Origin of the sequence: Rhizobium sp. 'Codium 1', from assembly GCF_020889605.1 — a bacterium.
Classification (GTDB): Bacteria; Pseudomonadota; Alphaproteobacteria; order Rhizobiales; family Rhizobiaceae; genus Allorhizobium; species Allorhizobium algae.
Genome location: NZ_JAJGPW010000008.1, coordinates 125,719 through 138,823 on the forward strand (window position 1 = coordinate 125,719; position 13,105 = coordinate 138,823).

General features: G+C 64.2%; 14 protein-coding genes. 7 read left to right on the forward strand and 7 right to left on the reverse strand.

Annotated features, from left to right (window positions below; translation table 11 throughout):
• Nucleotides 1–11 precede the first annotated feature (11 nt).
• From LJE98_RS18060 to LJE98_RS18070, 3 genes are read right to left on the reverse strand one after another with little or no spacing between them, the layout of a single operon-like run.
• A complete protein-coding gene (locus LJE98_RS18060; protein ID WP_229576652.1) occupies nucleotides 12–389 on the reverse strand; it encodes a Na+/H+ antiporter subunit C in 378 nt (125 codons plus the stop codon).
• Nucleotides 389–808 (reverse strand): Na+/H+ antiporter subunit B, encoded by a 420-nt coding sequence (locus tag LJE98_RS18065; RefSeq protein ID WP_229576654.1) that lies wholly within the window; start codon nucleotides 806–808, stop codon nucleotides 389–391. Before LJE98_RS18065 ends, LJE98_RS18060 begins: the two co-directional genes overlap by 1 nt.
• A complete protein-coding gene (locus LJE98_RS18070; RefSeq protein ID WP_229576656.1) occupies nucleotides 805–3,207 on the reverse strand; it encodes a putative monovalent cation/H+ antiporter subunit A in 2,403 nt (800 codons plus the stop codon). The genes LJE98_RS18065 and LJE98_RS18070 overlap by 4 nt, the downstream gene beginning before the upstream one ends.
• Nucleotides 3,208–3,530: 323 nt before the next feature.
• Between LJE98_RS18070 and msrB the strand changes: the two genes are divergently transcribed.
• On the forward strand, nucleotides 3,531–3,944 hold the full coding sequence (msrB, locus tag LJE98_RS18075) for a peptide-methionine (R)-S-oxide reductase MsrB (RefSeq protein WP_229576658.1): 414 nt from the start codon (nucleotides 3,531–3,533) through the stop codon (nucleotides 3,942–3,944).
• A gap of 138 nt (nucleotides 3,945–4,082) precedes the next feature.
• On the opposite strand, the gene LJE98_RS18080 is transcribed toward msrB, so the two are convergent.
• Nucleotides 4,083–4,244: a hypothetical protein gene (locus LJE98_RS18080; RefSeq protein WP_229576659.1), complete on the reverse strand. Its 162-nt coding sequence runs from the start codon at nucleotides 4,242–4,244 to the stop codon at nucleotides 4,083–4,085.
• Between LJE98_RS18080 and recQ the strand changes: the two genes are divergently transcribed.
• Nucleotides 4,243–6,099, forward strand: coding sequence for a DNA helicase RecQ (gene recQ / locus LJE98_RS18085; RefSeq protein WP_229576660.1), 1,857 nt, complete (start codon nucleotides 4,243–4,245; stop codon nucleotides 6,097–6,099). The genes LJE98_RS18080 and recQ overlap by 2 nt on opposite strands.
• 177 nt (nucleotides 6,100–6,276) lie before the next feature.
• On the opposite strand, the gene LJE98_RS18090 is transcribed toward recQ, so the two are convergent.
• Nucleotides 6,277–7,470: a helix-turn-helix domain-containing protein gene (locus LJE98_RS18090; protein ID WP_229576661.1), complete on the reverse strand. Its 1,194-nt coding sequence runs from the start codon at nucleotides 7,468–7,470 to the stop codon at nucleotides 6,277–6,279.
• A 178-nt stretch (nucleotides 7,471–7,648) separates the two neighbouring features.
• Here LJE98_RS18090 and LJE98_RS18095 point away from each other — a divergent pair, with 178 nt between their 5' ends.
• From LJE98_RS18095 to LJE98_RS18105, 3 genes are all read left to right on the forward strand, one after another.
• Nucleotides 7,649–8,395 (forward strand): hypothetical protein, encoded by a 747-nt coding sequence (locus tag LJE98_RS18095; RefSeq protein WP_229576662.1) that lies wholly within the window; start codon nucleotides 7,649–7,651, stop codon nucleotides 8,393–8,395.
• 288 nt (nucleotides 8,396–8,683) lie between these two features.
• A complete protein-coding gene (locus LJE98_RS18100; RefSeq protein ID WP_229576663.1) occupies nucleotides 8,684–9,721 on the forward strand; it encodes an NADP-dependent oxidoreductase in 1,038 nt (345 codons plus the stop codon).
• A gap of 123 nt (nucleotides 9,722–9,844) precedes the next feature.
• A complete protein-coding gene (locus LJE98_RS18105; RefSeq protein WP_229576754.1) occupies nucleotides 9,845–10,519 on the forward strand; it encodes a type 1 glutamine amidotransferase domain-containing protein in 675 nt (224 codons plus the stop codon).
• Nucleotides 10,520–10,592: 73 nt separating this feature from the next.
• On the opposite strand, the gene LJE98_RS18110 is transcribed toward LJE98_RS18105, so the two are convergent.
• Nucleotides 10,593–11,099: a GNAT family N-acetyltransferase gene (locus tag LJE98_RS18110; protein WP_324255865.1), complete on the reverse strand. Its 507-nt coding sequence runs from the start codon at nucleotides 11,097–11,099 to the stop codon at nucleotides 10,593–10,595.
• A gap of 135 nt (nucleotides 11,100–11,234) precedes the next feature.
• On the opposite strand from LJE98_RS18110, the gene LJE98_RS18115 reads away from it, so the two are divergent.
• Nucleotides 11,235–11,714, forward strand: a complete 480-nt coding sequence (locus LJE98_RS18115) for an ABZJ_00895 family protein (protein ID WP_229576664.1) — start codon at nucleotides 11,235–11,237, stop codon at nucleotides 11,712–11,714.
• A 143-nt stretch (nucleotides 11,715–11,857) separates the two neighbouring features.
• Here LJE98_RS18115 and trhA read toward each other — a convergent pair whose 3' ends face one another.
• Nucleotides 11,858–12,517 (reverse strand): PAQR family membrane homeostasis protein TrhA, encoded by a 660-nt coding sequence (gene trhA, locus LJE98_RS18120; RefSeq protein WP_229576665.1) that lies wholly within the window; start codon nucleotides 12,515–12,517, stop codon nucleotides 11,858–11,860.
• 199 nt (nucleotides 12,518–12,716) lie between these two features.
• On the opposite strand from trhA, the gene LJE98_RS18125 reads away from it, so the two are divergent.
• A complete protein-coding gene (locus LJE98_RS18125) occupies nucleotides 12,717–13,100 on the forward strand; it encodes an MAPEG family protein (RefSeq protein ID WP_229576666.1) in 384 nt (127 codons plus the stop codon).
• Nucleotides 13,101–13,105: the final 5 nt, after the last annotated feature.

Genomic DNA, 13,105 nt, shown 5'->3' on the forward strand with positions numbered 1-13,105 from the left:
GTGTCTCCTGCTCAGTAGCCGCTCGGCGGCAGCGGCTCGTCCTTCGGCTCGGCGACGCGCATCTCATCCGTGTCGTCGGTGCCGAGGTCCTGGTAAGCGCGGTAGGTCAGCACCAGCAGGAAGCAGAAGAAGGAGAAGGAGATGACGATCGCCGTCAGGATAAGGGCCTGCGGCAGCGGATTGGCCGTGCCTGGCGGAAGCACGTCCACGCCGCCGGGAATGATCGGCGGGATGGCGGGCGTCAGGCGGCCAGCGGTGAAGAGCAGCATATTGACGGCATTGCCGAGCAGCACGACGCCCAAGAGGATGCGGATGACCTTCTTCGACAGCATGAGATAAACGGCGGCAGCGAAGAAAATGCCGACGACGAGAGCGAAGATGACTTCCATCAGCCGTCATCCCTTTCTTCGAGTGCAAGCGCGATCGAGGCGAATGTGCCGACAACCACGAGATAGACGCCGATGTCGAAGGAGATCACGGTCGCGAGCGGAACTTCGACGCCACCAAGGCTCGGATAGATCCAGACGCCGGTCATGAAGGGATAGCCGAGGGGTGCCGATATCACGCCCGACAAGGTCGAGACCAGAAGGCCGCAGCCCGCCACCGACATCGGATGAAAGACCATGGCGCGGCGCACGGCCTGGACGCCGAAGGCGATGCCATACATGGCGAAGGCGGCGGCCCCGATCAGGCCGCCGATGAAGCCGCCTCCCGGTTCATTGTGGCCGCGCAACAGCACGAAGATCGAGAAGACCAGCATCAGCACGGTCAGGAACGGCGCAAAGGTGCGGAAGATCAGGGTGTTCATCGGCGTTTTGCACCTTTTGTCTTGGACGATGCAGGGGGCGGCGCCGGCGCGGGCGCGACCTCGGAGGGAGCCGGTGTCGGAATGATCGGCGCACCGACCCGGATGCGGATCAGCGCCAGGATGGAGAGGCCGGTGATCATGACGACGCCGATCTCACCCAGCGTATCGACACCGCGGAAGTCAACGATGATGACATTCACCACATTGGCGCCGTGGGCGATGATCTTGGAATGCTCGGCGAAGAAGGCCGAGAGCGAGGCATCGAAGGGGCCGGCGGTCGAGGCGGCGAGCATCAGGCCGAAGCCGAGGCCACAGGCAATGGCAAGCGAACCGTCGAGCAGACGGGCGGTGATCGGGCGGTGATCCGAGGGCGAGAGCCTGAGCCGCGTCATGACCAGCGCCAGGATGACGACCGAAAGCGTCTCGACCATGAACTGAGTGAAGGAGAGATCCGGCGCACCATAGAGCAGGAAGATGACGGCGACGGCGAAGCCCTGGATGCCGAGGCAGACGATCGCGGTCAGGCGGTCCTGGGCCGAAAGCACCGCAATGACACCGATGACGGCAATGGCAAGGATCGCCATTTGATGGAAGTCGAATTCCGATGGCAGGCTGAGACCCGTCGGCAGCTCGCCATAGACGACGGGCGTCACCAGAAGCACGATCGCGACGAAGACGAAGGTGAGCGTGATGTAGGTTTCAAGGCGGCCGTTCTGGATGAAACGGGTGATCCCGGTGGACAGCCGCACGAGACCGCTGATGAAATGGTCGAAGCCGCGGTCCGGGCTCACGCCGAGGCCGGTGACGAGGCGATCGACCGTGGCGCGGAGGCGGTCGAGGCCGAGATAAAGGACGACGCCGAGGACGACGGTCAGCACCGAGAGCGCCAGAGCCGCACCGAGGGAGGGTATGAGGCCGATTGTGACGGCCTGGGCCTCGCCATCCACGGCGCTTGCCATGGGCGAGGAGATGAAGCGGTGCGCAAGGCCGGAGAAAATTGCGCCTGCGAGCGACAGGACGGCGAGCGTCAGCGGTCCGAGCCAGAGCAGGACAGGCCCCTCATGGGCGTGTTTCGGCGTGTCACCTTCCCGGCCGATGAAGGGTTTCAGGCCGACAGCAAAGGCGATGACGAACATCAGGGCATTGCCGATGACGGCGACTGCGGTGAAGAGAATGGCGCGCGGGCTTGCGCCGGCGAGCGCATAATAGATCTCTTCCTTGGCGAGGAAGCCGAAGAGCGGCGGCAGGCCGGCCATGGAGACGCCGGCGAGAATGGCGGCGGCAAAGGTGATCGGCATCAGCTTGCGCAAGCCGCCGAGGCGGGTGATGTCACGCGTGCCGGCCTCATGGTCGATTGCGCCGGCGACCATGAAGAGCGCGCCCTTGAACAGCGAATGGGCAACCAGATAGAGCACCGCGGCCTCGACCGCGTGTTCGGTGCCGAAGCCGGTCAGCATGACCAGCAGGCCGAGCGAGGCCACCGTCGTATAGGCCAGCATCAGCTTCAGATCGGTCTGGCGCACGGCCAGAACCGAGCCGACCAGCAGGGTGACCCCGCCGAAGAAGGGCAACAGGATTTCCCAGGCGGGCGTTTCGCCCATGACCGGGTTGAGGCGCATCAGGAGATAGACGCCGGCCTTCACCATGGTCGCCGAGTGCAGATAGGCCGAGACCGGGGTCGGCGCTTCCATGGCGTTGGGCAGCCAGAAGTGGAAGGGGAACTGGGCCGACTTGGTGAAGGCCCCGCCGAGCACCAGGAGAAGGGCTGCGAGATAGAAGGGGCTTTCGCGCAAGGTGTCGCCGGTCGAGAGCAGCAGCGAGAGCTGGCTGACGCCGGTGATGTTCCAGATGAAGATCATGCCGGCAAGCAGGATGAGGCCACCGCCACCGGTGACGACCAGCGCCTGCAGGGCGGCCCGACGCGAGGCCTCCCGCGTGTGGTCGAAGCCGATCAGCAGGAAGGACGTGATCGAGGTCAGCTCCCAGAAGACGAAGAGCATGAGGAAGCTGTCGGAGACGACGAGCCCGAGCATGGCACCCATGAAAAGCAGGATGAAGCCGATGAAGCGGCCCTGCTGCGGATGGCCCTTCATGTAGCCGCCGGCATACAGCACGATCAGCACGCCGATGCCGGTGATCAGCAGTGCGAAGGTGAGCGACAGGCCGTCGAGAAACCAGGAAAAGGAGAGATTGAGGCTGGGGATCCAGGCGAAACCGCCGGTCACCCGTTCGCCGGCTGCGATCTCGGGCAGGAAGCCTGCGAAATGGGCAAAGGCAAGCGCCGGTGCCAGAGCCAGCAGCCAGGCGGCATTCGCCCCCAGGCGGCCCGTGAGCCATGGCGCCAGAAGAGCGGCGGCGAAGGGCAACAGCATGGCGACCCAGGTCAGGTCGCTCGTCATCTCAGGCATTCCATCTCCCCGTGGGCATCGGATCGGGTCTCGATCATCAGTCGATACAAGGTGCGAGTGTGTTAGGACAAGCCATCCTTCGTCTCAAGCAAAAACGGAACCTTATCGGTTCACGGACGCGTCAACCCAGGTTTCGGTCAAAAACAGTGCATGTCTATCAGTTTGGCATGAAAGCGCAGGCTGCTTTCGCCGAGCAAAGCCATGGGAGGGGCGATTGCCGGTCGACATCCCGCACCCTATCTATAGTGCAACCCAGCCGGGCCATGCTTGCCACGCCGCTCGCCAGACGCCCGGTTCTTGCCAAGGAGTAGATCATGACCGCTTCCACCCCTGCCCCGAAGATCGTCAAGTCCGACGCCGAATGGCGCGACCAGCTGACGCCGGAGCAATACCGGATCCTGCGCGAACACGGCACGGAGCGCGCCTTTTCCGGACCCTACTGGGACAATTTCCAGAAGGGTCTCTATCACTGTGCCGCCTGCGACGAACCGCTCTTCGTCTCCGATACGAAGTTCGACGCCGGCTGCGGCTGGCCGAGCTATTTCGAGCCGGTGAAGCCTGATGCCGTGACCGAACACCGCGACACGGCCTTCGGCATGGTGCGCACGGAAATCCGCTGCGCCAATTGCGGCGGCCATCTGGGTCATGTCTTTCCCGACGGCCCGAAACCGACCGGCCTGCGCTACTGCATCAACGGCCATTCGATGGTGTTCACGCCGATCGACTGAGCGAACGAACCTCTTCCTCTCAGGAAGGGGCGACGCGAACCTCCGGGGCGCTGTAAGATCCGGGCACAAGGATGCCTGATCCCCCGCACCCGGCGGTTTGCTGCCACCTCCTCCATTGAAAAGGAGGTGGAGGCACCCTCACTCCGCGTGGAACGCTGCCAGCGCCTTTGGCGAAACGCGGGTCCAGATGCCCAGGAGCAGCAGGATGCGGTCTGGCGAGACGGAGCCGAAGGCTTCTCCACCGGGAAACCTTGCCGAGCGGTGGTCATCCCCTCCCTCGTCGGCTACATCTGGCGCCATGCCGACTCACTCTCTTACCGATCCGCTGTTTTCCGCCCATGAGCCGGAAACGCCGCTGTCCGTGCTGAAACGCGTTTATGGCTATCCGGCCTTTCGCGGGCGGCAGGCGGAGGTGGTGTCCCATGTCGTGTCCGGTGGGGACGCCGTGGTGCTGTTTCCGACCGGGGCGGGCAAATCCCTGTGTTTCCAGGTGCCGGCGCTCTGCCGGCCGGGCGTCGGTGTGGTCGTCTCGCCGCTGATCGCCCTGATGCGCGACCAGGTGCAGGCGCTGAAGGGGCTTGGCGTCCGGGCCGCGGCGCTCAATTCGACGCTTTCCCGCGAGGAATATGTCGAGATCCGCCGGGCGCTCGATCGCGGCGCGCTCGACTTTCTCTATGTGACGCCGGAACGGACCGTCACGCCGGGCTTCCGCGAGATGATGCAAGGCGTGGAAATTGCGCTGTTTGCCATCGACGAGGCGCATTGCGTCTCGCAATGGGGGCATGATTTCCGGCCGGAATATCGCGAACTCGGCAAGCTGACAGACCTTTATCCCGGCGTGCCGCGCATGGCACTCACCGCCACGGCCGATCCCCACACACGCGAAGACATCATCGAGCGGCTGGGGCTGCACGATGCGGAAGTCTTCACCACCTCCTTCGACCGGCCGAACATTGCCTATGAGATCGTCGAACGCGACCAGCCGCGCCAGCAGCTGCTCAGGTTTCTGTCGCGCCACAAGGGATCGAGCGGCATCGTCTATTGTCTCTCCCGCGCCAAGGTGGAGGAGATCGCGACCTGGCTCGACGATCAGGGAATCCGGGCGCTGCCCTATCACGCCGGCATGGACCGGGCGCTGCGCGACGCCAATCAGGATGCCTTCCTGAAGGAGGAAGAACTCTGCCTCGTCGCCACCGTCGCCTTCGGCATGGGCATCGACAAACCCAATGTGCGCTATGTCGCGCATCTCGATCTGCCGGGTTCCGTCGAGGCCTATTATCAGGAGACCGGGCGTGCGGGGCGCGACGGGCTGCCATCGGATGTGTGGATGGCCTATGGCATGGCCGATGTCATCCAGCGCGGGCGCATGATCGACGAAGGTCAGGCGGCCGACGAGATCAAGCGGGTGGAACGGGCCAAGCTCAATGCGCTGCTCGCCATCTGCGAGACGCCGGGCTGCCGACGCCAGGCGATCCTCAAGCATTTCGGCGAGCGCCACGCGGGGGGCTGCGGGAACTGCGACACCTGTTTGAAACCCGTCGAGACCTGGGACGGGCTGGAGGCTGCGATCAAGGCGCTGGCTGCGATCTATCGCACCGGCGAGCGCTTCGGCACCGGGCATCTGATCGACGTGCTCGTGGGCACCGAGAACGACAAGACGACACGCTTCGGCCACTGCGACATGCCAGTCTTCGGGGCGGGCAAGGACTTGCCGTCGAAAACCTGGCAATCGGTGTTCCGCCAGCTGCTGGCGGCCGGCTACATCAGGGTCGACCACACGGCGTTCGGGGCGTTGAAGCTCGAGGAGACGGCGCGGGACGTGTTCAAGCGCGAGGTCGAGGTGCGCTTCCGCAAGGACCGGCCGACCTCGGGCAAGGCGGCGCGTGGTCAATCCTCGCGCTCTGCCCAGGCCAAGGCGGGCCTCGACCAGGCGGATCAGGAATTGTTCGAGGCCCTGAGGGCCAGGCGCATGGAGCTTGCCCGCGAACAGGCCGTGCCGCCCTATGTGGTCTTTCCCGACACGACGCTGATTGCGCTCGCGACCGAGCGGCCGATGGACGAGGACGAAATGCTCGGCATTTCCGGCATCGGGCAGTCGAAGCTGGAACGGTATGGCGATGCGTTCCTCGAAGTGATCACGGCCTATTCGCGGTGAGGTTCTTGCCCTGCCCTTTCGGGGGATGGAGGCGGCTCCTGCAGGCAACCGTCGCGCCTCAGGCAGAGGCGCAGGCGTAGCGGAGGCAATCGCCAAGGTTCAGCCGTGCCGGGGAGGCAAGGTGACGGCGCGGCTCGACAGCGCGTACAGGTCTCGACGTCTAGCGCGTCGCTCCCCTCAAACGGCGCTGCGTGCCACCTTCTCCGCATCGGGGAGAAGGCATAACCGCCGGCGCCAGTCGGTGGGGCTTTCTCCCGTCACGCGCAAGAATTCACGGTTGAAGTTGGATTTGGTCATGAAGCCGGCCTCGAAGAGGATCCGGGTGATCGGCATGTCGGTGTCGGTCAGCAGCCGGCAGGCCTCGGCAATGCGGTGGTTGTTGACGTAATGCGAGACGCTGATGCCGTGGACGCGGTTGACGGCTTCCGACACCGCGCGGGCGGGCGTGCCAAGCCGGCGGGCGAGACGGGCGAGGTTGAGGTCCGGATTTGCCCAGAGGCGCTTTTCCGTCATCAGACGGTCGAGATCCGCGGCGAGGCGCTGATGGTCTTCGGTTGCGGCTTTCGTTGCCAGGGCAGAGGGTAAGGCGGCGACCTTGGCGCGGTCGCCCGATGACATGCTGGATGCCGACATGACCGGATCCGAACCGAATGCCGGCCGGTCCGGCAAATCGCTGTCCTCTCCCTCTCCCTCTCCCTCTCCCGTTTCCTCCTGACCGGCAGTGACGGCGCCAATGCCGAGCAGAAGCAGGATGAGGGTGGTTGCGGCGGAGACGACCATTGGCGAATAGCGGCCACCGGACCAGACCATGTCGAGGCTGATCGCGACATCGGTGAGGGCCGAGGCGATGAGGGCAAGGCCTGTCAGCTGAAGTGCGCGATAGGAGCGCAAGGCCCCGTCGAGGCGGGCAGCAACGAGGCCGTCTGGACCGAAGCGGGCGAGCCAGAGCAGCGCCAGGCCATAGCTCAGAAAGGTGGCGATCAGGACGAGATCGACGGGAATGCGCAGACCCTGTGGAACACCGAGCCCAACCGGCAGGCGTGCCGTCAGCAGGATCGCGACAATCAGGCCTGTCGGGAGGAGATGCGGCCAGTCGGCGCGTTCAATACCCTGCCGCTCGCGGGCGAGATCGCGGAAGGCGAGATAGGAGAGCGCCGGAATGAGGCTCGCCATCACCGGCAGGACGCCGAGGACCTGCGTCATGCCGGAACCCCAGCGCAGCCCGACGAGCAGGCTCTGTACGATATACATGACGATCAGCGCGAGGAAGAGGCCATGCGTGCCCCAGGCCTCGCGACCATCGCGCAGCAGGCGCACGAGGAAGATGGCGAGGAACAGGGCGACGAGGAAGGAGAGCGGGACGAAAAGCATGCGACCGGTTTCGATGGCTGGAGACCTAAACGTGATGCCGCGACCATGACCCAAAGCGCGATCGCGGTCGACCCGGATCGTGATCGAGGTCGCAGATGCGGCGCTCGGAGTTGCAGATGGAGGCATCGAAACCGGCCGGCCGACATGCGGCACGGCCAAGCCAAGAGGTCACTTCACCATGCGCAAAAGAACGATCTTTCTCTCCATTCTCGGCGGTCTCGTCGGGCTCGCAATCCTCGACGGCGGCGTGCAGATGATCCGGGCGAGCGACGCGATCTCCGGCCCGGTCGATCTTTCCGGCGTGACGCAGCTTTCGGTGACGGGGACGGCCAGCGACATCACGATCTCGACCCGGGGCGACGGCGCGCGTCAGGCCACGCTTTCCGGAACGCGCCGCGGCTGGGGCGCGATCTGGCGCTCGGGCTGGTTTGCCGGGGATTGTGCCGGACGGGCCCGGATGACGCGGGACGGCGATAGGCTGACGGTCGACATGGGCGACAGGAGTGGTTTCTTCGGCTGGAACGACTGGGACGATTGCACGCTGACACTTGATGCGACGCTTGCGCCGGACGCGTCAGTCTCGATCACCCAGAACGCAGCGCGCATGCGGCTCGACGGCGACTTCTCTCAGGTCGACGTTCGAAGCGATGCGGGCGACTTTGCCCTTGCCGGCCATGCGACGCAGGTCGCAGTCGAGGGGGCGGCGTTGCGGGCAAAGCTGACCTTCGACCGGGTAGTGCAGGACGAGACGGTGCTCCTGTCCGGCAAGATGCTCGATGCGACGCTGCGGTTTCTCGTGCCGACGACGATCTCTTACGCCGTCGAGGCCGTCGCATCCTATGTCGATAGCGCATTGCCCAACACGCCGGGCGCAAGACCTGATATCACCATCCGGGGCGAGATGGTGCATGCGACGATCCAGTGACGGAGCGCATGGGGATCGCAGCGCAGGCCGGCCCTTCCCTCCCTCAAGGGGGAGACGATCCCCGCGCAGCGCCGTGCGCTGATCGAATCGTCATATGCCAATTCCCCGATGGAACTTCTGGCGGCTTGATCAGTTGTCGGGGCATGGGCGTATCGGGACAGAGCAACCGGTATGCGTGCCGTTGCCCGGCATCCGCCGCGCCAGCGAGGCGGCCCGAACGTCAAGGGCCGCCTTTGCGGGCGGCTTGCACGCTGCAGACGACAGCCGACAATTTCAGGAGACATTTCCATGCCGCAATCAACCACGACCAATCGCCGCTTCGTGCTGGCCGAGCGCCCCCGGGGCGAGCCCGACGAACGGACGCTGCGGCTGGAGACCGGGGCGCTTCCCGAGCCGTCCGAAGGGCAGATGCTGTTGCGCACGGTCTTCCTCTCCCTCGATCCCTATATGCGCGGGCGCATGAGCGATGCGCCGTCCTATGCCGCACCCGTCGAGATCGGGCAGACCATGGTCGGCGGCACTGTTTCGCGTGTGGTGGACTCAAAGCTCGACGGCTTCAGCAAAGGCGACTGGGTGGTCGGTTTTACCGGCTGGCAGGATTATGCGCTGTCGGACGGCAAGGGCATCACGTCGCTCGGCGCCAATCCAAGCCATCCGTCCTGGGCGCTCGGGGTGACCGGCATGCCGGGCTTTACTGCCTGGTCGGGCCTGAACGAGATCGGCAAACCGAAGGCCGGCGAGACGCTGGTGGTCGCGGGCGCAACGGGTCCCGTGGGTGCGACCGTTGGCCAGATCGGCAAGATCCTCGGTCTCAGGGCCGTGGGCATTGCCGGCGGGCGCGAGAAATGCGCCCATGCGGTCGACACGCTCGGTTTCGACGCCTGCATTGATTACAAGGCCAGCGGCTTCGCCGAAGACCTCAAACGCGCGACGCCCAAGGGTGTCGACATCTATTTCGAGAATGTCGGCGGTGCCGTGTTCGACGCGGTTGCCCCGCTTCTCAACACCGGCGCGCGCATTCCCCTTTGTGGACTGATTGCGCAGTACAACGCGACCGGCCTGCCTGAAGGCCCGGACCGGCTCGGTTGGCTGATGGGCATGCTCCTCAAGAAGCGTATCACCGTGCGCGGCTTCATCGTCTTCGACGATTTCGGCCATCTCTATGCCGATTTCGCCAAGGAGATGGGCGGCTGGGTGGAAGCCGGCAAGATCCAGTATCGCGAAGAGATGATCGACGGGCTGGAAGAGGCACCGCGCGCCTTCATCGGACTGCTGCGCGGCGAGGCTTTCGGCAAGCGGGTCATCCGCGTCGGGCCTGACGACTGATCTGGCGCGAGGCTGAGGCTTCGAGCCCCTCGCCTGGCGACGACGCCTCAGGATGAGGGCGTGGTCGCAACATGGCCCACACTTGGTTTCCCCGAGAATTTCAAACGACAAGGAATGACAGCTATGAAAATCCTGATGGTTCTTACCTCCCACGACCAGCTTGGCGATACCGGCAAGAAAACCGGGTTCTGGCTGGAGGAATTTGCAGCTCCCTATTACGTCCTGAAGGACGCAGGCGCTGACGTCACGCTCGCTTCGCCAAAGGGTGGCCAGCCGCCGCTCGATCCGAAGAGCGACGAGCCGGATGCGCAGACAGAGGCGACCGGCCGGTTCAAGTCGGACCAGACGGCACAGCAGCTGCTTGCCTCGACCACGCCGCTCTCGCACATCGATCCCGCCGATTTCGACGCCGTCTTTTATCCTGGTGGCCACGGGCCGCTCTGGGATCTGGCGGAAGACAAGGACAGCATCGCCCTGATCGAGGCCTTCGCGGCCAAGGACCGGCCGGTCGCCACGGTCTGCCATGCGCCGGCCGTTCTGCGCCATGTGAAGGGCAAGGACGGCAAGCCGCTCGTTTCCGGCCGCAAGGTGACCGGCTTCACCAATTCGGAAGAAGAGGCGGTCGGCCTGACGGATGTCGTGCCCTTCCTGGTCGAGGACATGCTGCAGGAACGCGGCGGGCTTTACGAAAAGGGCGCCGACTGGAGCGTGCATGTGGTGACCGACGGCAAGCTGGTCACCGGCCAGAACCCGGCGTCGTCAGAAGAAGCGGCCAAGGCCTTGCTGGCGCTGCTCTAAGGCAAAACGTTCCACCCGCACATCGCAGCCACCTCCTCGGAGGGGAGGTGGCGGCCCGCGAGGGGAACAGGCGTCACGCCCCCAGCTTCAGCTCCATCATCGTCAGATCCAGCCAGCGGCCGAATTTCTGACCGACCTCGTGGTGGGTGCCGACGAGGCGGAAGCCGAGGCTTTTGTGGAGGGCGATGGAGCCGGTATTGCCGGCTTCGATGGCGGCGACCATGACGTGGATGCCACCCTGTGTCGCACGTTCGATCAGGGCCGCCATCAGTGCCTTGCCGAGGCCGCGTCCATAATGCTCCTTCTCGACATAAACCGAATGTTCGACCGACTGACGGAAGCCGTCAAAGGGCCGCCAGTCGCCGTAGGAGGCATAGCCGGCGATGCGGCCGTCGATTTCGGCGACCAGGATCGGGAAACCGCGCGTTCGGCGCAGTTCGAACCAGGCGCGACGGTTGTCGAGATCGACGAGGGTCTCGTTCCAGATCGCAGTGGTTTCGGCTACCGCGTGATTGTAGATGGCGAGGATCGCGGGCAGATCGGCTTCGGTCGCCTCGCGGAGAATGGGGAGCAGGGTCATGTTCGGGACTTTTGCAGTTTGCAGCGGACTATGCGCCGCGCGAGACGATGATGTGACGGCTGATACTTCGCCGAGGCGAGACATCGGGCATCAAGGGCGCAAAGGCAAGACCATCACCGCAGGAAATCTCGCGCCATGACCTCTCTTCTTCCCGGCCTCCTCACCCGCTATGTTCTCGTCCTGATCGGCGCGCAAATCCTCGTTTATCTGCTGGTGCTGGTGCTTGACGCCTATGGCTGGGGCGACAGCCTGTCGTCGGCCGGCAATGTGGCGGTGCTGATGGCCGCCGGCTCGTCTGCCGGGAGCTTCGTGGCACAGAGGCTGAGGGCGCGACCAAGCTGGGGATCGAGCCTCAGGCTTTCCGCCCTGCTCTGCCTCGTCGCCGTGCTGCTCGGTTCGCTGATCCTCGTTGGCGTGGTGTTCATCAACGGGTTATCCTGGGCGGAGCTGCAGATGCTCGCCGGCCAGATGGACATGACGCCTGTCACGGCGGCACTGGTGCTGGCGGGTGTTTCGCTGGCGCTCAGTTTTCCGGTGACGCTGGCGGGCTTTCGCCTCGGCGCCAGTCAAGTGGCAAAGCAGATCGAAAAACAGGACTCGGTGACAGGGATCTGAGAATCGTCAGGCTCGGGCCTGTTGAGAGCATCCGCTGCGAATACGGAGATGAAACGAAAGTGGGAAAGCCTGGCTTGTCGGCGGTCCTGAAAGACCCTCTGGACGCGCCCTGACATGACCACCGAAAAAAAAGGTGAGCGTGCCTAGCCCAGGCTGATCGCCGTAAACACTGCCGAATAATGCACGATTGCCGCGGTGACGACGAAGGCGTGCCAGATGGCGTTCTGGAAGCGCAGGCGTTCCCAGACGTGGAAGACGACGCCGGCGGAATAGATGCAGCCGCCGACGATGATCAGGGTCAGCGTCACACCGGGGATGATCTCGGAGATCGGACCCATGGCGAGTGCGCCGCTCCAGCCCATGCCGAGATAAAGCAGGATGGCGAGGCGATCGTAGCGGCCGGGGAAGCGGAATTTGAGCCAGATGCCGGTAAACGCCGTAATCCAGATGCCGATCAGGAGCGCCAGGATCATCGGGCGGTCGGCGCCCTGGACGAGGAAGGGCGTGTAGGTGGAGGCAATCAGGATGAAGATCGCCGAGTGATCGAAGCGGCGCAGGATCCACTTCACGCGCGAATGCGGCCACATATTATAGGTGAAGGAAACGCCGAGCGAGATGATCAGGCCAAGCCCGTAGATCCAGCTCGCGGCAATATTGGCATAGTCGGAATAGACGGTGGCGTAGAAGATGAGTGCTGTGGCACCGACCAGCGCAAAGACGACCCCGACGCCATGGATGATCCCGTCGGCGACCAGTTCCGGAAGGTCGTAGGCGCGGCCAAACTTGAAGTGCTCGGTACTCATCTCGTCTCTTCGTCGTTTCTCAATTGCGGCAGCTTCAGGTTCTGAAGCAATGCCCGGGATGATGGCGGAAATGGTCCGCTCTCACAAGCGGCCCGCTCTTCACAAACGCACTGCAACCGTAACCTTCCTTGCTTGCCTAATCATGACACGGCGCCTACCAATCAATGGTTACCGCCGAATTCCTGTAGCCGGGGCAATCATGCGCTTCACCATCCTCGCCACGTTCGCCGCCCTCCTCACCTATTGCTGGTTCCTTCTGAAGGTCGGACAGGCCCGCAAGAAATTCGGCGTCGAGGCGCCGAAGACGACGGGCAATACCGATTTCGAGCGGGTCTTTCGCGTCCAGCAGAACACCGTCGAGCAGATGGTGCTCTTCCTGCCCTCCCTCTGGATTTTCGGCTTTTACGTCTCCGACATGCTGGCCGGGCTGCTTGGGCTGGGCTGGACTGCGGCACGGGCGCTTTATGCCGCAGAATATTATACCGATGCAAAGACGCGTGGACCGGGTTCCGCGCTTACGTTTCTGATCGGGATCGTGCTGCTTGTCGGTGGCACGATCGGGGCGCTGATCACAACGGGCTGAAGGTT